Annotated in this window: 22 protein-coding genes, 1 tRNA gene and 1 other annotated feature; of the genes, 20 read left to right on the top strand and 3 right to left on the bottom strand. The window is 41.0% G+C overall.

The features are described 5' to 3' along the window. Positions 1 to 271: 271 nt before the first annotated feature. The gene (locus tag EKM81_RS04940) at positions 272 to 2968 is read right to left on the bottom strand and encodes a YfhO family protein (RefSeq protein ID WP_125649226.1); all 2697 of its coding nucleotides are present in this window, start codon (positions 2966 to 2968) and stop codon (positions 272 to 274) included. 193 nt (positions 2969 to 3161) lie between these two features. On the opposite strand from EKM81_RS04940, the gene EKM81_RS04935 reads away from it, so the two are divergent. The 7 genes from EKM81_RS04935 (at position 3162) to EKM81_RS04905 (ending at position 8593) form a co-directional block, all read left to right on the top strand. Next, positions 3162 to 5261: a peptidoglycan D,D-transpeptidase FtsI family protein gene (locus EKM81_RS04935; RefSeq protein ID WP_379880990.1), complete on the top strand. Its 2100-nt coding sequence runs from the start codon at positions 3162 to 3164 to the stop codon at positions 5259 to 5261. Positions 5262 to 5364: 103 nt separating this feature from the next. Further along, a complete protein-coding gene (gene rpmG / locus EKM81_RS04930) occupies positions 5365 to 5514 on the top strand; it encodes a 50S ribosomal protein L33 (protein WP_125601090.1) in 150 nt (49 codons plus the stop codon). 210 nt (positions 5515 to 5724) lie between these two features. Then, a complete protein-coding gene (locus EKM81_RS04925) occupies positions 5725 to 6267 on the top strand; it encodes a 5-formyltetrahydrofolate cyclo-ligase (protein WP_125649220.1) in 543 nt (180 codons plus the stop codon). Then, on the top strand, positions 6264 to 6947 hold the full coding sequence (locus EKM81_RS04920; protein WP_125649217.1) for a rhomboid family intramembrane serine protease: 684 nt from the start codon (positions 6264 to 6266) through the stop codon (positions 6945 to 6947). Before EKM81_RS04925 ends, EKM81_RS04920 begins: the two co-directional genes overlap by 4 nt. Continuing rightward, complete coding sequence (locus tag EKM81_RS04915; RefSeq protein ID WP_125649215.1) at positions 6947 to 7189, top strand: YqgQ family protein; 243 nt, start codon at positions 6947 to 6949, stop codon at positions 7187 to 7189. The genes EKM81_RS04920 and EKM81_RS04915 overlap by 1 nt, the downstream gene beginning before the upstream one ends. A gap of 5 nt (positions 7190 to 7194) precedes the next feature. Beyond that, a complete protein-coding gene (locus EKM81_RS04910) occupies positions 7195 to 8166 on the top strand; it encodes an ROK family glucokinase (protein ID WP_125649212.1) in 972 nt (323 codons plus the stop codon). Positions 8167 to 8176: 10 nt separating this feature from the next. After that, positions 8177 to 8593, top strand: coding sequence for a rhodanese-like domain-containing protein (locus EKM81_RS04905; RefSeq protein ID WP_125649208.1), 417 nt, complete (start codon positions 8177 to 8179; stop codon positions 8591 to 8593). Between the two features lie 294 nt (positions 8594 to 8887). Here the strand turns inward: EKM81_RS04905 and EKM81_RS04900 are convergent, their stop codons facing one another. Continuing rightward, positions 8888 to 9067 carry a DUF3042 family protein gene (locus tag EKM81_RS04900; protein ID WP_125649205.1) on the bottom strand — a complete coding sequence of 60 codons (180 nt, stop codon included), beginning with the start codon at positions 9065 to 9067 and terminating at the stop codon, positions 8888 to 8890. Positions 9068 to 9197: 130 nt separating this feature from the next. Between EKM81_RS04900 and miaA the strand changes: the two genes are divergently transcribed. Continuing rightward, a complete protein-coding gene (gene miaA, locus EKM81_RS04895; protein WP_125649202.1) occupies positions 9198 to 10145 on the top strand; it encodes a tRNA (adenosine(37)-N6)-dimethylallyltransferase MiaA in 948 nt (315 codons plus the stop codon). Between the two features lie 186 nt (positions 10146 to 10331). Beyond that, entirely contained in the window at positions 10332 to 11672 is a 1341-nt protein-coding gene (gene glnA, locus EKM81_RS04890; protein WP_125649199.1) for a type I glutamate--ammonia ligase, read from the top strand. Between the two features lie 269 nt (positions 11673 to 11941). Here the strand turns inward: glnA and EKM81_RS04885 are convergent, their stop codons facing one another. Further along, positions 11942 to 14344 carry a Xaa-Pro dipeptidyl-peptidase gene (locus EKM81_RS04885; protein ID WP_125649196.1) on the bottom strand — a complete coding sequence of 801 codons (2403 nt, stop codon included), beginning with the start codon at positions 14342 to 14344 and terminating at the stop codon, positions 11942 to 11944. 62 nt (positions 14345 to 14406) lie between these two features. Here EKM81_RS04885 and EKM81_RS04880 point away from each other — a divergent pair. From EKM81_RS04880 to EKM81_RS04830, 11 genes are all read left to right on the top strand, one after another. Continuing rightward, a tRNA-Arg gene (locus EKM81_RS04880) sits at positions 14407 to 14480 on the top strand. A 92-nt stretch (positions 14481 to 14572) separates the two neighbouring features. Beyond that, the gene (locus EKM81_RS04875) at positions 14573 to 14893 is read left to right on the top strand and encodes a hypothetical protein (protein WP_125649193.1); all 321 of its coding nucleotides are present in this window, start codon (positions 14573 to 14575) and stop codon (positions 14891 to 14893) included. A gap of 440 nt (positions 14894 to 15333) precedes the next feature. Beyond that, positions 15334 to 15404: a sequence feature (ribosomal protein L21 leader region), on the top strand. 11 nt (positions 15405 to 15415) lie between these two features. Then, positions 15416 to 15727: a 50S ribosomal protein L21 gene (gene rplU / locus EKM81_RS04870; RefSeq protein ID WP_125649190.1), complete on the top strand. Its 312-nt coding sequence runs from the start codon at positions 15416 to 15418 to the stop codon at positions 15725 to 15727. 23 nt (positions 15728 to 15750) lie between these two features. Continuing rightward, a complete protein-coding gene (gene rpmA / locus EKM81_RS04865; protein ID WP_125649187.1) occupies positions 15751 to 16041 on the top strand; it encodes a 50S ribosomal protein L27 in 291 nt (96 codons plus the stop codon). Positions 16042 to 16165: 124 nt separating this feature from the next. Next, positions 16166 to 17236: a M24 family metallopeptidase gene (locus EKM81_RS04860; RefSeq protein ID WP_125649184.1), complete on the top strand. Its 1071-nt coding sequence runs from the start codon at positions 16166 to 16168 to the stop codon at positions 17234 to 17236. Positions 17237 to 17389: 153 nt separating this feature from the next. Next, positions 17390 to 17953 carry an elongation factor P gene (gene efp / locus EKM81_RS04855; protein WP_125649180.1) on the top strand — a complete coding sequence of 188 codons (564 nt, stop codon included), beginning with the start codon at positions 17390 to 17392 and terminating at the stop codon, positions 17951 to 17953. Between the two features lie 13 nt (positions 17954 to 17966). Continuing rightward, on the top strand, positions 17967 to 18431 hold the full coding sequence (locus EKM81_RS04850) for an Asp23/Gls24 family envelope stress response protein (RefSeq protein ID WP_125649178.1): 465 nt from the start codon (positions 17967 to 17969) through the stop codon (positions 18429 to 18431). A 3-nt stretch (positions 18432 to 18434) separates the two neighbouring features. Further along, positions 18435 to 18887, top strand: coding sequence for a transcription antitermination factor NusB (gene nusB, locus EKM81_RS04845; RefSeq protein WP_125649175.1), 453 nt, complete (start codon positions 18435 to 18437; stop codon positions 18885 to 18887). Between the two features lie 252 nt (positions 18888 to 19139). After that, on the top strand, positions 19140 to 19994 hold the full coding sequence (gene folD / locus EKM81_RS04840; protein WP_125649172.1) for a bifunctional methylenetetrahydrofolate dehydrogenase/methenyltetrahydrofolate cyclohydrolase FolD: 855 nt from the start codon (positions 19140 to 19142) through the stop codon (positions 19992 to 19994). Further along, on the top strand, positions 19987 to 21339 hold the full coding sequence (gene xseA / locus EKM81_RS04835) for an exodeoxyribonuclease VII large subunit (RefSeq protein WP_125649169.1): 1353 nt from the start codon (positions 19987 to 19989) through the stop codon (positions 21337 to 21339). The genes folD and xseA overlap by 8 nt, the downstream gene beginning before the upstream one ends. Continuing rightward, positions 21326 to 21577, top strand: coding sequence for an exodeoxyribonuclease VII small subunit (locus EKM81_RS04830; protein ID WP_125649166.1), 252 nt, complete (start codon positions 21326 to 21328; stop codon positions 21575 to 21577). The genes xseA and EKM81_RS04830 overlap by 14 nt, the downstream gene beginning before the upstream one ends. The last annotated feature ends 41 nt before the right edge of the window (positions 21578 to 21618 follow it).

Below are 21618 nucleotides of genomic sequence, written 5' to 3'. Positions count from 1 at the left end.
GAAGCCGTTTAGAGACAAATTCAATTTTATATTATTTCATCTGTCAACTTGACAGGGCATAGTGCAGAATTGCTCGGCATTTTTGCGTTAAGCGGAACCGATTGCCTTTTGAGAACACATTTCTGACTTTATATTGTTAAGGCGACCCTGGTTGAATTTAACAGGCCATGTTCTTGATTGCAGCTGGTTGCACGATGCTGTAAATCCTGTCAATCTAGTTCGAGATACGGCAGAACTATTTTTTCATGATTGCGCAATTAACTAGTTGTCATTATTTTTTAAGGCGTTGGCGCCATTTAAATGTTAATCCCTGCTGGGAAGTGGCTTGTTCTTTTAGCCAGAGCGCAGCAATAATGAGCGCACTAACCAGTGTTATGATCCAACCAGTTAGCCAACCAACTGGTTGAAATTTGAATTCGAATTGATGCTTACCGGTACTTAATTTGACGCCCAGAAAAGTTTTCAGAACTTTTTGGGTCGGTTGTTTTTGCCCGTCAACGTAAAGCTGCCAACCAGTATTGGCAGGAATGGTGGTCATCAGTAATTGGTTTTTGTTTAGCTTGATTGTACCGGCCAGTTGATCGCCTTTCACGGTTGTTAGTTTAGCATTACCAGATTTAAGCTGCTTGAAGCGTTGATTGACTGTGGTTTGATCAAGCTGGTAAAGATTGATATTTTGCAAATAAACTTGATTTTTTTTCAATGAAATCGTGATATTAATTTTTTTGCCAATTTCTCGGCGGGCAACATTAAGTAAAATTGCGGCGCGGAAATTTTCATTAATCGGGACATTCTCGTCATTAACAGTTAGACTGATCTGGTCGCTATTAACGACACTACCGAGACTTAAATAGTAAGAATTATTTGTTGTTGGTGTAAATGTAAAAGTCACACTGCCTGGAAGTTCATTCATTTTACGCGTATAAACAGCAGCGGGAGTGGGTGTGTCCCGAGTCAGATTCGTTAATTTAACTTGGTCAAAGTTAACTAATGAATACAGGGGTTGGTAAGAATTGGTGCCAGTTAGTCCAGCCAGAATTCGTTCTTGATTGGTAACTGGCTGATTGTCTAATAGTGATGTTTTCGTGATTGCTTGATTGGCTGCAAATACATAGTTTAAAGCATTAGTATTTTGATAAATAGACACCGCACCAGTGTTTTTGACTAACTCATAACTAGCGACATCAGGTCGGAAAGAAGTCGTGGTTAAGCCGGCACTTAAATCAGGCAACTCTGGCAATTCTTGATTGATGGCTGGATTGGTTGTCAACCAAGTCTGATAACCTAATAAACTGTCGGTAATTTGAGTGCCATATTTATAATTAACAAAATTATCACCGGCCGCTTGGCCAATTTGATCATAGAATTTACCAATAATCGGATCAAGCATCGAATTAAAGGTTTGACCACCAGCATAGCCAAATTGGAAGGGATCGTCGTTAGTCCGATTGAAAGTCTTCTCTAAACGTTGCGTTTGCAATCGTTTAGGATTGACCTCTTTTAAAGCATTATTGAGTAAGCCAGTATAACTCCAATATTCTGATTGACGCGTGTAGGAAATCTGTTGCAGGGAAGCTTGGTAGTTAATTAGCAACTCACTAATTAGGACGATGGCCAAGGCAAACCGCAGCAAATTGCGAGGTGGGGCACTAAAATAGAACATAATCAAAAAGAACGACACAATGGCAAAGAAACAAGTAAAGGCTAAATTGATTGGCTTTAAATAGTCGATTTGATTTTGATTAAAGAATAAATAGCCTAACCAGGCAACCATGAAGCCCCCTAAAACGCCAACTTGCCATAGTCGCAGGTTCTGACGATGGGCCAAAGCTGAGCTGGCTAAAATAATTAACCAAGCACTGAAGATAAAGCTGAAACGTGAAGGATACCAAACTGGAAATTGTCCGCCATGCCATAATAAGTCCAATGGCTCTAAACAAAACGACAAGAGCAGAAACAAAGTTATCCCACCGGCAGCCAGTTTTTGCCGTCCTGGAATGGCGCGCAGGAGGAAGAACAATAAGGCCAGAAACAGCACGATTGTGCCAGTAAAAATATTAGCTTGGCCGGAAGACATTTGATCAAAACTATAACTACCTAACATTAATTTAGGAATTAATTTCAGCGGATTATATTGAAACCGCCAAATCATTTTACTGGCGTTATAGGTGGCTTTACTCGCGCGCAGTTCTAATAGATTGGGCAATAATAACCAAACGTTTAAACTGCCGGCCAATAGTGAACTTAAACTAAAACGAGCAATGATGGTGCCTCGCTTATTAGCAGACCAGTTGCTAATCATCAGGTAGCTGAAATATAAGACACTAAAGAGACAAAGCATGTAACCAATATAATAGTTGGTCAAAATTGCTAATGACAACGTCCAGAGATAGGTCCAGTATTTGCCCCGATTGACTAAATATTCAAGACCAAGCATAATAAGCGGCAATAGAATGACGCCATCAAGCCACATAATATTAAGCTGGTAAGCAGTGGTATACCCACACAGCGCATAAGCTAGACTCAAGGCCAACTGCCATTCATGGTGTAAATATGCGTGCTGCGGGCGATGATCAAGAAAATAAAACATCGTCCAACCAGTGAGTCCTAATTTAATTGCTGTCATTAACCAGACGCCAACGGTTAGCCATTTTCCCGGGGTAAGTAATAAAATCAAGTTTAGTGGGCTAAGTAAGTAATACGCCCAAGTGCCCAACATTGGGCCGCCAAGACTACTACTGAATGAGTAAAAAAATTGATCGGGATGGCCTAAAAGTACTCGGCGGTAATATTGATAGAAATCAATATACTCTTGGCCTAAATCAGTTGTTAACAGAGAACTATTTCCAAAAGGGAAACTGTGGGCTAGTGCAAAATAAATGAAGACGGCTAATAGCGGAATCGCGAAACTTAAACCATAGAACCATTTTTCCGAGATCGGTTTGGCGGTAATTCTTTTTTTAATCATGCGTTACTCCTTAAGAAACAATTATTCGAACGGTCAACTAGTCGCGTCACAAACGGCAGGTGATGTTGGTCAAGCAGGTAGAAAATAGCAGTGAAAGTATAAAAAACTCAAAAGTTTCCTGGGAAATTTTGTCAGTTATCAGTTTTTTTGCTAGAATGAGCTAGTATGACAGAAAGGGGGACGCACATCTATGATGCGTCGTCAACGTAAAACTAAGGGAAAAACATCATCACTCAGGTTTCGCCTGAATTTACTATTTTTTATTGCTTTTCTTTTATTGGCTATTTTAGTCGCCCAATTAGGTTATTTGCAAATTGTCTTTGGTGACAAATTCGAATCTGAAGTTGAGCGAACTGATAAGACCGTTGTATCTGGCAATGTCCCCCGCGGGGTGATTTATGATGCCAAAGGGCGGATTTTGGTAGGTAACCAAGCCGAGAACGCGATTACTTATACTAAGAGTATCAACGTTAAAAGTAGTGAAATGCTAGCAACCGCCAAAAAATTAACTAAATATTTAAAGGTTGACGTGACTAAACTACAAAAGTCAGATTTAGCTGATTTTTATTTGGCTGATGCTGATAATTACGGCGCGATTATCAAAAAACTACCAAAGTCACAACTTTATGATAGTACAGGTAATAGTTTATCAGAAAGCAAACGATACCACTATGCCAATGCTTATGTTATCAAGAATGTTGATTTATCCTTAAGTGATGCCGAACAGCAAGTAGCGACGATTTATACCAAAATGGCTTCAGCTTATCAGTTATCAACAGTCTATTTGAAAGATAACAATGTCACTGCTGATGAAGTCGCTGAAATTGGGGAACATTTATCAGAGTTACCAGGAGTTGCGGTGGGCAATAATTGGACGCGTAATTATCCTAACGGTGATTCTATTAGTAGTATTTTGGGTAACGTCACCACCGAGCAACAGGGACTGCCAGAAGATAGTTTGAATCAGATGTTAACAACTGGTTATTCTCGTAATGATCGGGTGGGGAATAGTTATTTAGAGAAACAATATGAATCGATTTTACGTGGCACCAAATCGCAAACTCAAGTTGAAGTTAGTAGCAGTAATCAAATTTTGAACACGTTAACTGAGTATTCTGGGACTAAGGGGAGCAACCTTAATCTGACGATTGACTCAGCTTATCAGGCCAAAGTTGAGGCTGATCTACAGACCGTTTATAATTCCGCCAAGACTGCTGGTGTGACCAAGTATTCTGACGGGGCTTACGCCATTGCGATGAACCCTAGCACTGGGGCAATTTATGCCATGGCTGGCATTAAGAATAATCCGCAAACGAACAAAATGACTGATGATGCCCTTGGGGTGATCAATCGTACTTTTGTAATGGGGTCTTCAGTCAAAGGCGCAACTGTGTTGGGTGCGATGATGAATGGTGTGATTACCCCAACTAATAACACTTTGTCTGATGATGCCATTTATTTGCCATCAACGCCGGTTAAGAAATCTGTTTATCCTGTGGGTACTTTTAGTAGCATGAATGCCGTAACGGCATTGGAAGTTTCTTCTAACATTTATATGATGCGTTTAGCAATGTTAGAAGGTAAGGCAGCTTATAGTCCTCACACTTCAATCAAAATGGATGATAATATTTTCCAAACAGAACGTAATTATTTCCAGCAATTTGGTTTAGGCTATAAGACAGGTATTGATCTGCCGGGTGAGGTTGATGGTTACATTGGTTCAACCTTAAATGAATATAACCAATTAAAAGTTGGTAGTGCCCTTGACTTGAGTTACGGTAACTACGACGGGTATACCTTAATGCAGATGGGCCAGTATATTTCCACAATTGCCAACGGTGGCTATCGGATGCAGCCATATTTGGTTAACTCAATTCAGAAGACCAGCAATTCTGGTGAAAAAGATGCTGTAATTTACCAGAAGCAGCCAGTAACACTAAATCGAGTTGGCTTCACGAATGATCAATTAGCGGTCGTTAAACAAGGAATGTACAACGTTGTTCATGGGACGCAGGCTTGGGGGACCGCCCACACTTTGAAAGATGTTAAACCATCAATGTCAGCCAAAACTGGGACTGCCCAATCGTTCTACTATAATCCTGATGATCCTAATAATACTAATCCGCCAGAAACCACTACTTTAAGTTTTGTTGGTTATGCGCCGTCAGATAATCCTAAATTAGCGATTGCCATCGTCTTCCCTAACTTAGATGTTAATAATGAAGGTGGTTATAATACGACTTTGGCTAAAATGATGGTCGAAGATTATTTCAAACTTGAAGGCGATAATTAGCCAGTCAGATTTTTCACGAAAAAGTCTAGCGGAATCGATGACTTTCTGCTATACTTGATAAAGTCGTGAATAACGTAGATTAACCAGAATGGAGGGTTATCACATGCGTGTCAACATTACTTTAGAATGTACAGAATGTCATGAACGGACTTACTTATCAAATAAAAACAAGCGTAACAATCCCGATCGCTTGGAATTAAAGAAGTATTGCCCTCGTGATCACAAAGTTACCTTACATCGGGAAACAAAATAGTTAAACTGAACGAAATAAGCGATTGAGCAAACGTAAGTCGAACCCTTGGCAGACTTGCAAGAGATTTACTAGCTTGGTTTGTTTGATTTAAATTCATGGCTGGGCAGAACATTTATTGTTTTGTGTCCGGCTTTTTCTTTTGCTTAATCAGTCGTTTTTTATATAAACACTGTTGTCATTTCCAGCATTTCTTGGCGAGGAGTGAAGACTATGAAGAAAAAAGAATTACGCCAACAACAGATAGCCAAATTGCGGCAATTGCCAGCATTGGTCAAACGTCAAGAAGAAGCTTCACTTTATCAGCAACTTTGGCAGTTACCGCTTTACCAACAGGCCGCTTCAATTGGGATAACGGTAAGTTCACCGATTGAAGTAGCAACGCAACCAATTATTGAACAGGCATGGCGTGATCAGAAACAAGTGTATTTACCACGAACTTATCCGGCAACACACGAAATGCACTTTTTCCAGTATCAGGCGGCCGATCAGCTGAGTAAATCAGATTTTGGTATTCCGGAACCGTTACCTGATCGTCCTCAATTAGACCAGGTTGATTTGCTAATTGTTCCGGGGTTAGTTTATTCTACTGATCGCTGGCGTGTTGGTTTTGGTGGTGGCTACTATGATCGATTCTTGGCCCAGTACCAACAACCAACCGTTGTTTTAGCATTAAATGCCATGACTGTGACCGTACCAGTTTGGCAAGTGAGTCAATTCGATCAACAAGTTGATTTGGTGGTGATACCTAAATGAGTCGAATGATGCAACGAATCCAACGACGCAGTTGGGTCACTGAACTACTGGTCATCGTCACGATCCTCGTTTATCTAGGCGAAGTGATTGCTGGTGGCAGTGAGTCCAGTCAAGTTCTAGTCGAGTTTGGTGCGAAGTTTACACCTTTGATTATCGCTGGTCAGTGGTGGCGTTTGCTTACGCCAGTGTTCATTCACATTGGCCTGATGCATATTGTGGTTAATATGGCCACTTTATATTACATCGGTGGTTCTGTGGAACAAATGATCGGTCATTGGCGTTACGCTGTCATTTATTTCTTAAGTGCGATTAGTGGTAACTTAACGAGCTTTGCTTTTGGTGCCACCAATGGCTTGGCAGCAGGTGCTAGTACGGCCTTATTTGGTTTATTTGGCGTTTATATGGCCTTAGGAGTTGTTTTTAAAGATAATTTCTATCTGCGCCAAACTGGTCGTCAATTTGCAGCTTTAGCTGTCTTTAATTTTATCTTTGATTTATTTGCAAGTGGGATAGATATTTGGGGCCATCTTGGCGGTTTGATCGGTGGCTTTCTGCTGATTATTGGCTTGGCACTTCCCGGACAACGGGAGCGTTCAGGACGATTGTTACAGATTTGTGCCATTGTGGCTTACTTGCTAATTTGTGCTTTCCTATATCGGTTAGGAATGGTACGCTTATAATGTCTGATTTTGAACCTGAACTTCATAATTATTATGATATTGAGCAATTACTAAAACGCTTTGGGATTTACGTTTATTTGGGTAAACGGTTATGGGATATTGAAATGACCAGTGCTGAATTGCAGAAATTGCATCAAGCAAATCTGATCAGTGACCATCTCTATGCCCGCGCTAAAATTGTTTTGCGTCATGAGCATGAAGCAGAATTAAAACGGATGGAAAACAATGGAGAAGGAGATTAATCACGATGGAAAATAAAAAATTGGTTGGCGTTGACTTAGGTGGCACGTCAATTAAATTTGCCATTATGACCATAGATGGTGAAATTCAACAACGCTGGAGTGAAGAAACAAATATTCTTGACGAAGGTAGTCACATCATCCCTGATATTATCGATTCAATCAATCATCATTTGAAATTATATGCAATGACGACTGACCAATTTGCTGGGATTGGCATGGGGTCACCTGGTAGTGTTGATCGCGTTAATGGGACAGTTATTGGTGCTTATAATTTGAACTGGAAGAACCTTGTTTATCCGAAACGTGAAATTGAGAAAGCAACGGGCATTCCTTTCTTTATCGATAATGATGCTAACGTGGCTGCTTTAGGCGAACGTTGGAAGGGTGCTGGCGATAATCAAGATGATGTTGCCTTCATTACATTAGGAACTGGTATTGGTGGTGGCATCATCGCTAACGGTTCATTATTACATGGTGTTTCTGGTTCAGCTGGTGAAGTTGGTCATATTACTGTCGATCCTAAGGGTTATCTATGTACTTGTGGTAAGCGTGGTTGCTTAGAGACAATTGCTTCAGCAACTGGGATTGTTCGTGTGGCTCGAGATATGGCTGAAGAATATGCTGGTGATTCTGAATTGAAACGTCATCTTGACGATGGCGATGAAATCTCTGCTAAAATTGTCTTTGACTACGCCAAGACAAATGATACGTTAGCCTTATTAGTGGTTGATCGGATTACTTACTTCTTAGGTTTAGCTTTAGCTAATATTGGCAATACTTTGAACCCAAGTTATATTGTCATTGGCGGTGGCGTTAGTGCAGCTGGTGATTTCTTATTAACTCGCGTTCAGAAGTATTTTGCTGAATTTACTTTCCCTAATGTGCGTGACAATACGAAATTACGCTTAGCAACTTTAGGCAATGTTGCCGGGGTTGTGGGTGCAGCTTCGTTAGTTTTAGAAAACACAAAGGATTAGGGTGAACATCATGTTGTTAGCAATCAGTGGTTGGAATATTATTAATATTATTTTAATTGCGATTCTGTTATATATGGTTGGTAACTGGGGCTATTACAAATTACGAGGCCGGATGCTTGGCGGTGCCATTGATAATGAGACCTTTGAACAAACCATGCGGAAAGCGCAGTTAATCGATTTACGCGATAAGAAAGACTTCAATGCCGGTCATATCTTAGGCGCGCGGAACATGCCTTATACCCAGTACAAGAGTTGGCAAAATGAACTACGAAAAGACTTACCAGTTTATCTGTATGAAACTGGCCAGAACATTTCAATTCGGATTGCGATTCACTTAAAAAAGGCCGGTTTTACCGATGTTAAATGGTTAAAAGATGGTTATAGCAGCTGGGAAGGTAAGAAGAAAAAAGTTGAAAAGAAGTATTAATTTGCGGATTAATTGAAGACAAGATGTTTTGTTAATTGTGTTCGCAGTGGTAAATGACTAGACACAATTTCATCATTAGCATGATCGGCGGTTGCCGCTCACAACTTACTCAAATCGTGTTCAAGTCGGTAAATGGCTAGGCCTAACTTAATTATTCACTCGATCTAGTTGCACCAGCTCAAGTGAATAATTAAAGTTAAGCTATGCCAAAAAAACACCGACTTTCACAACTAAAAAAAGAGGTGGCTGACTTTTGTCAACGACCTCTTTCTTTTTTAGCAAATTAGTAATGATTTAACCTTGATGGGCAGCGTGACTTTTGCGGTTAGCACGACGCCGATTTTCTTCAATCTTATTGTCGTATTCTTCTTGTGGTTCAATGACTGTCTTTTTGAAGGCAAAAACGGAACCAGCGATTGCACCTAGTGCGGTTAAGCTGCCTAAAATGAAGCCCTTAATGAAATGTTTTGTCATAATGAAAACCCTCCTTGCTATTCAGCTTTCTATCCCTCTATTATTACTTATTTATTAGGGAAGAACAAGTCAAAGTACTTATTTGTTCTGGAAAAATCCCGAATATTTCATCATTCAAAAGGAGTTTGTCATGAAACCTAAAGTTCTGGCGATTGTTGGACCAACTGCGGTTGGTAAAAGCGACCTAAGTGTTCAACTCGCACAAAAATATCATGGTGAAATCATTTCTGGCGATGCTTTACAAATTTATCGCCAGCTAGATATTGGTACAGCTAAAGTTGATCAAACCACGCGCCAGTTAGTGCCACACTATTTAATTGATATTCGTAATGTTGATCAAAGTTACTCCGCTTACCAATTCCAGCAGGCGGCGCAACAATTGATTACTGAGATTACGGCTCGAGGTCACTTGCCAATCATTGCCGGTGGGACCGGATTTTATTTGCGGGGATTGTTAGAAAATCTGGCCTTAGGTGGTGGTGATGTTGCCGAAAATGATTCTAGTCAAGACCGCCAACTGGTTTTGCGGGAAAAATGGCAAACTAAGCTGGATCAAGTAGGCGCGGCAGCCTTATGGCAGGATTTGGCAAGGCAAGATCCCGTGGCGGCAGCCAAAATCCCATTAAACAATCCACGACGAATTATGCGCGCCTTAACGGTTATCGACGAAAGTGGCCAATTATTCTCACAACAGGCTCAAGCTGAACCACAATATGATGCTTTTATTTTGGGACTTAACTGTCCGCGTCCCTTATTGTATCAACGAATTAATCAGCGGGTCTTGCAAATGATGACCGCGGGGTTGCCTGCTGAAGCAAAATGGCTTAGTGAACAAGTACCAGCCTCGGATCAGGCTGCCAAAGGTATTGGTTACCGCGAATTTTATCCTTATTTTGCTGGCGACCGAACTTTGAGCGAAGTTACTCAGCAAATTCAGGTGGATTCACGGCATTATGCTAAACGGCAATTAACCTATTTCCGGCACCAATTACCTACGCGCTGGTATGACATTCTAACGCAACCGGAATCAGAGTTGCGTCGAATGACGACTGATCTGGCGACTTGGTTAAAAAAATAGATTAAATTCATCATAATTGTTGCATGTGACTACAACAATTGGTATGATTATTTTTGTTAAAAAAATCAATAAAAATTCGTGAGTTGACACAACTTCACTAGTTATTTTTTAAAATTGGTATAGCTTAATTGACCGATTGATAAATCTGTTAGTAGGTCGCGCGGCCCACAGAAAAAGAGGGACAACATGGTAAAAAAGAATTTGACTGCAGCAGAGATCAAGCAAATTACTGCTGAAGAAAACGTTCAATTTTTGCGTTTAATGTTCACAGATATTAATGGCATCATTAAAAATGTGGAAGTGCCAATTAGTCAAATTGATAAGGTACTGGCCAACAAAGTGATGTTTGACGGTTCCTCAATTGATGGTTTTGTGCGGATTGAAGAAAGTGATATGCTGTTGATTCCGGACCTATCCACGTTTTTGATTTTTCCTTGGGAAGCTGAACATGGCAAGGTTGCTCGGCTAATTTGCGATATTCACACGCCTGATGGTGAGCCCTTTATTGGCGATCCTCGTAATAATCTTCGGCGGATGATGCGCGAAATGCAAGCGGCTGGCTTTAGTCGTTTTAATATTGGGCCAGAGCCAGAATTTTTCTTATTTAAACTGGATGAAAATAAACAACCGACCCTTGATTTAAATGATGATGGTGGCTATTTTGATTTTGCACCAGTTGATTTAGGTGAGAATTGTCGGCGTGATATTGTTTTAGAGTTGGAGAAGCTTGGTTTTGAAGTTGAGGCCAGTCATCATGAGGTTGGCGCTGGTCAGCATGAGATTGATTTTAAATACGCTGATGCTTTGGAAGCTGCCGATAATATTCAAACTTTCAAATTAGTTGTTAAAACAATTGCCCGAAAGTACGATCTTCATGCTACTTTTATGCCCAAACCACTGGCAAATATTGCTGGTTCGGGGATGCATATTAATATGTCACTAAGCAATGCAGCTGGTAATGCTTTTTATGATGCCAATGGTAATGAGCAGTTATCAAGTACGGCTGAACATTTCTTAGCTGGTATTATGGATCATGCCCGCGCTTTAACCGCAATCAATAATCCAATTGTGAATTCGTATAAGCGGTTAGTACCAGGATTTGAAGCACCAGTCTATATTGCTTGGTCTGGTCATAATCGTTCACCACTGATTCGGGTGCCGCAAGCCCGCGGTTTAGCAACCCGTTTAGAATTACGTAGTGTTGATCCCAGCGCTAATCCATATTTAGCAATTGCTTCTATTTTAGGAGCCGGTCTAGCAGGGTTGGCTGCAAAAGCAACCCCAGTAGCGCCAGTCAACTGTAATATTTATGATTTGACACCTGAACAGCGCCGTGCGGCACAAATTGAAGATTTACCATCAACTTTACACAATGCTTTGAAAGCGTTGGAAGCTGATGAGGTCGTTAAGGCTGCTTTAGGACCTCATTTATATCAAAGCTTTATGGAATCAAAGCGTCAAGAATGGTCTGCATACCGTCAAACAGTTTCTGGTTGGGAGCGTAAGCAATATATGATGTTGTATTAATTGTTCGATTTTTCTGCTAGATTTGCTGATTGACGCTAATCACTTGAATTTATATTGGCTGAGTGATTGCTGCGCATTGCTATGTGAACAATCAGTTTATTGTAAATTAATAGTCTGCTTAACATTTTTCTGGATAAAACCGGAAAATGCTAAGCAGACTATTTTAATACTATTATTCAAGTATTGCTAATGGTGTGGTGGGCGAATGCAACTTCAGAAGGCACATTGTCAGCCCAACATTGAATTAAGACGTCAGCGCCTTAGAAGTTTTACTTCTGGTACAAACTTAACGATGAATTTGCTAAGTCGACGGTATATTGTAACTCATTTTGTCCCCGCAGAGTCATGCTCATGTCGGTTGCATAAATGATCAAGCCTAATTGATGACCTGGTGCCAAGTGGAAATATGTGGGTTGTAATTTTAAATCAATATCTTGAAATTCGTTGGCTGACCAGGCCTCATTTTGATAATTATGGTGAGGATTTTGTAAGTTTAAGTGCCCCTTACAAATCAATTTTGCCGGCGTGGTGATTGGATTAATTGCAAATTCCAGCGTCGTTTCTAGCGGCGCCTGTTTGCCAAATTGCCGCGCTTCGAAAGCCACTGTTTGTGGCCGAGTTGTTAAACGATGGCTAATGCCATAATCAACTAGCATTGCACTGACTAAACCATAGTCAGCATTGTTTTTTAAGCGAAGGTGGACGACGGGACGGCCACTTAATAATTGTGCTTGCTTAAGGACGGCCGTTTTGAGAACGATTTGATTGTTAGTAAAGCGCGAATCCTGATTTATAAAAGCTTGTTCCCAGGCGAGATCGCCTAAACCACTTTGTTTAAATGCAGCGGTGCCATTATCAGTAAAGCTGGTTTGATTAGTTGTTGTCGCAAACTTATCTGTTAAAGCCTGAGTTTGTTCATGCCCATTAGGCCAAGTGGCTGGTGTTGTCCAGTTGTATTGATCCACGTTACTTTGAATCAAATAATCAGGGAAAATTTCTTCAGCGTGATTATTGATGCCCAGCAACTTATTGGTCAGCCAAAGATTGATCAAATCATAGAAATCTAAGCTAGGGAAGTTGTTGATGTAGATATGTTGTCCTTGGTGCAAAATAACTTTATGAGTTTTCCCAAGTTGATGCAGGGCTTGATTTAGTTTGTAGACATTCTTTGGCTTAACGTTCCAGTCATTCAAACCATGAACACTGACGATGGGACAGTTCACTTGATCAAGATCATTTCGATAATTTCTGACATCCCAGAAGTGATTATAACTACCAGTGACACGATCTTGAGCCTGTTTCATTTGAGCGAGTTTTTTCTGATAGAAATCATGAACTTGAGCGTAGCTACCAGCATCCTTTTGACGACTGAAGCATTCATTGGTTAAAACATCGGCATCTTCGCCTTGGAAAGTTTCTGGAGCAACAACTAAGCCATGTTCACGATAATAATCATACCAGCTAGAAATAGCCGCCTCAGAAATAACTGTCTCTAAACCAGCAACCCCAGTAGCTGCAGCAGCGATTGCTAAAGTGCCTAAATAAGACTTACCCGTCATTGCGACTCGGCCGTTGCACCAAGTGGCCTTGATTTCTTGTTGGCGGGAATGATCTGTATAAGCACGCCGATCCCCATGTAGCCATTCGATAATAGCGGTGACTGAGTCGGTTTCTTCAGGAGAACCACAAGTGCCGATCCCATCAGAACCACGACTGCCAATACCAGCGGCGTAAACAGATGCAAAACCACGGGCAAGGAAGAAATCGTTAAGTACCACTGAACTGACCGTTGTTGCTTGGACGGTACTTTCATTTTGGCTGAAGGGATCAGCTAGTTGTTCAGCCGTAGGACGTTCGGTTTTAAAACTAACAAATTGATCAAAAGCAACGCCATCTTTCCGCGCGTTGCCAATTGGCTTCTTAGTTAGTGGTAAGTCAACTGGATTCATTGCCGTGTCCGTTGTCCCTAAAAAGTAAGGATTAGCGGTATAAAGTACTGGTACTTTGAGAAAATCTTGGCTTAATTTGGGTCGAATAATTGTTGCAGCCAATAGATCACGTTGACCATCATTATCAGTATCTAAATCAGATTCAACATAGACGATTTCCCGAATCACATTGTTGAAATCATAAGTAGCTTGAACTTTACCATTGAAAATTACTGGCTTTTCGCGCTCGGCAGCATTTAAATTAAATTGGTAGTAACCGCGACTAGCCAAGTTATCGAGGAAAGTTAGGCCATTCTTACTACGGGTATTCATTAGTTGATAAACGGCCAGCGTGAACTGAGTGAAATCTAACTGCTTTTCAGCAACAATTGGTAGATTTAGTGCCATCATTGTTGTTAATGGTGCCCGTAAGTCGAAATCTTCACCGGCAAAGAAACCTAATAATTGTAAAGCTGCATTGTAGAAATGAAGCTGATCAACTTGATTGGCTGCTTCAGATAAAGCTGTTGCTAAGCTTTTATCAGGCGCAACTAAGATATTGGCCAAGTGTTCATTTTGAGTTGTTGGTGAACGAAATTCAGGAAAAAACTGTCGAAAGACGTGATCCACCAATTCAGCAAACGGATACTGCGCCAAATCAGTTGGATAGATCCGAATCTTTTGCAATTCGAGAATTTGGTCTTTAGCACTAGGAATTGTTGCAGCAAATTGATTATATTTCATAATTTTCCTCCTTGTGTGATTGACAACCAGGTTAACAGTTGCTTATAATTACTAATTGTTATGGCGCAGTAGCTCAGCAGGATAGAGCAACGGTCTTCTAAACCGTAGGTCGTGGGTTCGAGTCTCACCTGCGTCATTGATAAGTTACAGTTTATATTATACTGATAAAAAGCCTAAGATAGTAGGCTTTTTTGTTTATTTAGAAAATATTTGACGGAGGTGTGCAACATGGAGAATTATTCTGAAGTTGTAACACTTTGTGGCTCAAGAAAATTTGCGAACACATTTCGACAGCTTGAGTGGCATTTAAGTAGACTAGGAATAGTTGTTTTAAGTCCAATCCTGATTGATAACCGGGAAATCACCGCCACAGAGGCACAGTTGTTTGGCCAGTTGCATCTTAAAAAAATCGATTTAGCTGTCGGCATTTTTATGGTGGATGTTAATGGCTATGTCGGCGAGAGTACTAAGAAGGAGATTGCCTATGCTAAACTGCATCATAAAAAAGTTTGGTATTATTCGGCAGAAAAAGACGATTTAGGTTTGTAATATTTTCGAGTTATGTCTAAGTTGATTATCACAAAAAAGTTCAAAGAATGGATTGCTGTTGAGACAGAATTGGTTCTGACGCCATTACGGGCTTGCTGGTAGTGGAACGCGGCCGGCATTGATCTAAGCCAATTACAAACCAACGCCCACCATGTTCCACGCCCTCTTAATCGCCCAGCCCACCAACCCCTAATTGGGGAAGTCCTAGTAAAATTGTATCTCGCATTGTTCAATCGCGGGACCCCGGACGTTACTCAACTAGGGAGCGACTTAAGCAAATTTCTCTTTGTCATATTTCATCTCAACTGCTCGAAACTCAGTCGGAGACTTCGGTCACGATACAAGGTTATTATTCAAAACACAGTTGCATTTTTAATTCCTAACTAACTATTGCAACACCCGGGTATTTTTGGTAGAATGTATGAGTTGTAATTGTGTCACCACAGCTGCAACCGCACAATCAGAGGTTTAAAAGATAATCTTGCCTCTTTTGGCGAGTCTAAGAAATAGGAGGTGCACAGGATGTACGCAATTATTAAAACTGGTGGTAAACAATATAAGGTTGAAGCAGGTCAAGCTGTCTTCGTTGAAAAACTCGACGTTGAAGCTGGCAAGCAAGTAACTTTTGAAGAGGTCTTGTTAATCGGTGGCGAAGGTGAAACTAAAATCGGCGCTCCAGTAGTTGACGGTGCTAGTGTTGTTGGTACTGTTGAAAAACAAGGTCGCGAAAAGAAAGTTGTTACTTACAAGTACAAACCAAAGAAACATCAACATCAAAAGAAGGGTCATCGTCAACCATATACTAAGGTTGTCATTGACGCTATCAACGCTTAATTAACAGACGGAGGTGCATCGTAATGGAAATGCATAATTTACAATTCTTCTCTCACCATAAAGGTGGCGGTTCCAGTGCTAACGGTCGTAACTCTGCTGGTCGTCGTTTAGGCTCAAAACGGGCTGACGGTCAAACTGTTACAGCTGGTTCAATTCTTTATCGGCAACGTGGTACTAAGGTTCATCCAGGTACAAACGTTGGTCGCGGTGGCGATGATACTTTATTCGCTTTAACTGACGGCGTTGTTAAGTTCGAACGTCTTGGTAAAGATCGTAAACAAGTTTCTGTCGTAGCAGTAGCTGCTGAAAACTAAGAAATTGTTTAAGCTCGGGTTTCCCGAGCTTTTTTTGTGGCCGAAAAAGATTTATCACAAAATAATTGACATAAATTAGCCAATTTAAGGACAAAGTGAGAGAATATTTTTTGAGGTGACCATCATGTCAAGACTACAAAGATTACGAGAAAAAATGGCAGTTGCGCAACTACCTGCCTTATTAATTACCAATGAAAAAAATGTGACCTACTTAAGTCATTTTACTGGGGATGAGAGCGCCTTATTAGTGACGGCTGATCAGGCTGCTTTAATTACGGACTCCCGCTATGTGGCTCAGGCTAAGCAGCAAGTGACAGAATTTAAATTAGTGCTGCAAACTAAGGGGATTTTTGCCAGTGTGGCAACCTTATTAGCAAAAACTAGCATCACAACATTGGGATTTGAAGCTGATCAATTGAGTTATAGTGAATTTCTACAATTGAAGCAGCAATTGGGAAGAACAAACTTGCAACCAACAACAGAGATGGTTGCCCAGCTTCGTGAAATTAAAGACGCCCATGAAATTGCCTTACTAAAACAGGCGATTGCAATTACCGATGCTTGCTTTGCACATTTGCTTGAATTTGTTCAAGTTGGGCAAACTGAATTAGCAGTAGCTGCCGAAATGGAATATTTTATGCGTAACCAAGGTGCGAGTGCTTCATCTTTTGCGACAATTGTTGCTTCAGGTGTACGATCAGCTTGGCCTCATGGCATTGCCAGTGATAAAAAAATTGCTAATCATGAATTAGTCACATTTGATTTTGGCTGTTATTATCAAGGTTATACCTCTGATATTACGCGGACGATTGCGGTTGGAACAGTTGACCAAGAGTTACAAGATATCTACCAGTTAGTATTAGACACTAATCGGGCGGTGATCAAGGCAACTAAGCCTGGTGTTACTGGTGGTGAAATCAATCAGCTGGCTCACGGGATGATCGATCAGGCTGGTTATGGTGCCAACTTTGGCCATGGTACTGGTCATGGCATTGGTTTAGATATTCATGAAGGGCCAGGTGCTTGGGGCAAATATAACCGACAAGCGCTTGTTAGTGGCAATGTGGTAACAGATGAGCCAGGTATTTATCTGGAAGGGCACGGCGGTGTTAGAATTGAAGACGATTTGTTAGTGACGCCGAATGGTTGCGAGGTGCTCACCCAAGCGCCTAAAGCCGAATTGTTAGTGATCTAAGCCTTTAAAAGTAATGACTTATTGGCATGAGTTGTTTGCAGAAAGTCAGGATCAGTTCCTGCAGTTCTGGCAATAAATAACTGATTTTTGTTGCCAAGACCGGGGTTAGATTGATATAGTAAGAGTATTGAATAAATAAGTGAGGCATAATTTATGATTTCAGTTAACGAATTTAAAAACGGCTTAACTATCCAAGTTGATGGTGGCCTGTGGCGTGTTGTCGAATTTCAACATGTTAAACCTGGTAAGGGAAGTGCCTTCGTTCGGAGTAAGCTGAAGAACTTACGGACTGGCGCTGTTCAAGAGAAAACGTTCCGTTCCACTGAAAAAGTTGAAAAAGCACAAATTGAAAGTAAGCAAATGCAATATCTTTATGCAGACGGTGATAACTATGTCTTCATGGATATGTCAACTTACGAACAATTAGAATTACCTGGCGAAGAAATTACTTATGAACTGAAATTTCTGAAAGAGAATATGCAAGTCGGTGTGATGATGCACGGCGCTGAGACTTTAGGTGTTGATTTACCGAACACAGTTGATTTGACTGTCACTGAAACTGAACCTGGGATTCGTGGCGATACTTCTTCCGGCGGTACTAAACCAGCAACCATGGAAACTGGCTTAGTTGTTCAGGTACCATTCTTCATTAATGCCGGTGATGTGTTAACAATCAATACAACTGATGGTAGTTATATCTCAAGAGCGAATAGCTAGGAGGTAATAGACAATGGCAGACGAGAAGAATATTGTTTTAGCTGAACGTGATGATCAACAGGGCACGATTCAAATCGCGCCGCAAGTACTAGAAATTATTTTAGGTATTGCTGCTAAACAAGTGAAGGGCGTTTACGAAATGCGCGGTAACTTAGTTAGTAGTATTAATACTATTTTAGGTCGTCAAGATCACGGCCGTGGTGTGGAATTAAGCGTAAATGGTGATCAAGTTGCTGCGGACGTTTATGTTTACTTAGACTACGGTGTTTCAGTACCAAAAGTTGCCTTAGCGATGCAACAAACCTTAAAAGAACAATTATTCTATATGACTGACCTTCATTTAGCTGAGGTGAATGTTCATGTGGAAGGAATTATTCCGGAAAAAGAAGAAAAAGTCGATCCAAGTGCCTTTTTCGCTGATGCCATCAACCAAGAGCCAGCCAGCAAAGAAAGTGCCGATCAACCTACGGGAGAATAAAAAATGTTAGATCGTCATCAAACACGTAAACTTGCTTTTCAAGCGCTATTTATGTTGGCCAGTAATCCCGACTTAAGTATTCCGCGAGCATTGCAAATCGTCTTAGCGATTCAAGAAAATCATCAAGATGATGATCAAACACCAGTCGTGCTTGATAAGTCAGATCCTAATCAAGTTTATTTGGAGACGTTAGTAACAGAGGTGTCCGCTAAACAAACGGAACTTGATCAGGCTTTAACGCCGAAACTAAAAAAAGGATGGACGTTGGCGCGTTTATCGCGGACTGATTTGATCCTATTACGGATTGGTTTGGATGAAATTCAAAATCAACCAACAATTCCTAATGCAGTTGCTATTAACGAAGCGATTCAATTGGCTAAAGAATTCAGTGATGCCAATGCTGAGAAATTTATCAATGGTGTCTTGGCTAGTTTTTTGCCAGCTGCAACTAAGTAGTTTTGGTATCAAGCACGATCATAATTGCGTTTAAATGAAATAATTTTGTTAGTCACTATAAATTTGATAGTTTAAAAAGCAATCCTGTGATAACTGTTAAAGTATCACAGGATTATTTGCATTAAAGGCTCGCCAAAACTGAGTTGCTGGTCAGCTGTTTTAACTGACATCATCAATTTATGAGTGTGCTAGGAAATAGTTGTTAAACACGGTAAAATATAAACGAGTATTTTGATTAAAGGGGGAATTAATTTGGCAATTATTTTAGACGGTAAAACTACTGCGCGGACTTGGCGACATGAAACTCAGCAACGAGTTGCCCAGCTAGCTTCGAACGCCAAAATCATTCCAGGTCTGGCAGTGGTGTTAGTCGGACATGATCCCGCCAGTGAACTTTACGTTCGAATGAAGGCACGTCAGGCGGAGAAAGTAGGCATTCATTCAGTGATACGGCGATTACCTGAAACAGCGACACAAGACGAGTTGTTAGCGGTGATTGCAGCGTTGAATAATGATCTGACGATTGACGGTATTTTAGTCCAATTACCATTACCAGCTCAAATCGATGAAGCCGCGGTTTTATTAGCAGTTGCCCCAGCTAAAGATGTGGATGGTTTTCACCCTTATAATTTGGGTCAGTTATGGTCGGGACGCGGTGAACTAGTGCCAGCAACCGCTGCTGGGATTATGAAATTATTGCAGCATTATCAAATCGACGTGGCTGGTAAAAATGCAGTGGTCTTGGGTCGCAGTTTGATTGTGGGACGGCCAATTGCTGGACTTTTATTGGCGGCTGATGCGACAGTAACCATTGTTCATTCACACTCTCAACAAGTACCGACGTTAACTCGAAACGCGGACATTGTGATTGCTGCTTTAGGACAAGCCAACTATGTGACGGCTGATTTTATCAAGCCCGGGGCCATAATTGTTGATGTGGGGACCAATCGTGTTAATGGCAAGTTAATTGGTGATGTTGATTACGCAGCCGTTGCCCCAATTGCCGGCTACATTACCCCAGTACCAGGTGGCGTCGGCCCAATGACGGTCGCTGCTTTGTTAAGTCAAACTACCGATCTCGCTGAGAAACGAGCGCAACGTGGCTGAGCAAGATTATTTAACAGTGACCCAACTAACCACTTATTTAAAACGAAAATTTGATTTTGACCCTTACTTACAGCGAGTTTATTTAACAGGAGAATTATCAAATTTTCGGCTTCGTCCTAACAGTCACCAATACTTTTCTTTGAAGGATGATCACGCTAAAATTAGCGCTATTATGTTTAAGTCAGCTTTCCAAAAGTTAAAGTTTGTACCCGAAACTGGGATGAAAGTGCAATTGGTGGGGCGAATTGGCTTATATGAAGCAAGTGGTAGTTATCAAATTTATGTGGAACGGATGGAACCTGATGGGGTAGGTGCCCTTTATCAGGCTTATGAACAGTTAAAACAGAAGTTAGCAGCAGAAGGTTTATTTCAACAGAATAAACGTTCCTTAGCTAAATATCCAAAACGGATTGCGGTGATCACGAGTCAATCTGGTGCCGTTATTCGTGATATTATTACGACCACGCAACGCCGTGATCCCAAAGTTCAGCTGGTTTTATTTCCAGCAGTGGTTCAGGGTGATCAGGCAGCTAATTCATTAGTTCAACGACTTAACCAAGTTTATCAGCAAGGCGGTTTTGACACGATTATTATTGGCCGTGGTGGCGGTTCTTTAGAGGACTTATGGCCATTTAATGAGGAAAGTGTCGCGCGAGCCATGGCCAGCAGTCCTATTCCAATTATTTCTTCTGTTGGTCATGAAACGGATACAACCATCGCTGATTTGGTCGCCGACGTGCGGGCGGCTACACCAACCGCGGCAGCTGAGTTAGCCACACCACAGTTAAGTGAATTATTAACTGAAATTGCTCAAGATCGAGTACGTTTACAGCGAAGCTTTCAGAAGCTTATTCGATTAGCCCAACAGCAATTGCAACGACAGCAGCATAGTTTCCTGTTTCAACATCCTGAACGGCTATATCAAGGCTACAGTCAGCAACTAGATTTGTTACAACAACGTTTTCTACGTGCTGGCCAAACCTATTTGCAGCAGCAACAACAGCAAGTACAGCAGGTTGAGCAAAGACTTAGTCGCTTGAATCCTCAGACTAGAATTGCCACAAATCAAGTTCAGGTTGGTAATTTACAGCAACGATTGCTACGCGCAATGGCAACTGATTTGCAACAACGACGACAACAAGTGCAAACACAGATGGGTAATTTAGATCAATTAAGTCCCTTAAGAACTTTGAATCGTGGTTACAGTTATACGACTAGTCCAACTGGCCAACCTTTGCGTCAGCTCGCTGATTTCCAGTTGAACCAAGAATTTGAAGTTCACTTAACTGATGGGATTATTCAAGCAAAAGTTTTACAAAAGGAGCAAGCAGATGACAACAAGTAAAGAGAAACAACCCACTTTTGAAGAGAATTTAACGGCCTTAACGACAATTGTCAATGAATTGGAGCAAGGTGATGTGCCACTAGAGACGGCGCTAGCCAAATTTCAAACCGGCATCAAATTATCACGTTCCCTGGAAAAAACATTAACTGATGCTGAAAATACCTTAACGCAAATTGTTAACGAACAAGGCGAAACTGGTCTGCTTGATGCTAATCATGAGGATCAAGATCAGGATTAATTTTAACGATTGTGGGCAGCTGGTTTTGTCGATATGACTAA

The sequence above is a fragment of the Lapidilactobacillus gannanensis genome, assembly GCF_003946675.1.
GTDB classification, from domain to species: Bacteria; Bacillota; Bacilli; order Lactobacillales; family Lactobacillaceae; genus Lapidilactobacillus; species Lapidilactobacillus gannanensis.
This window is presented reverse-complemented; position numbering and strand designations above follow the sequence as displayed.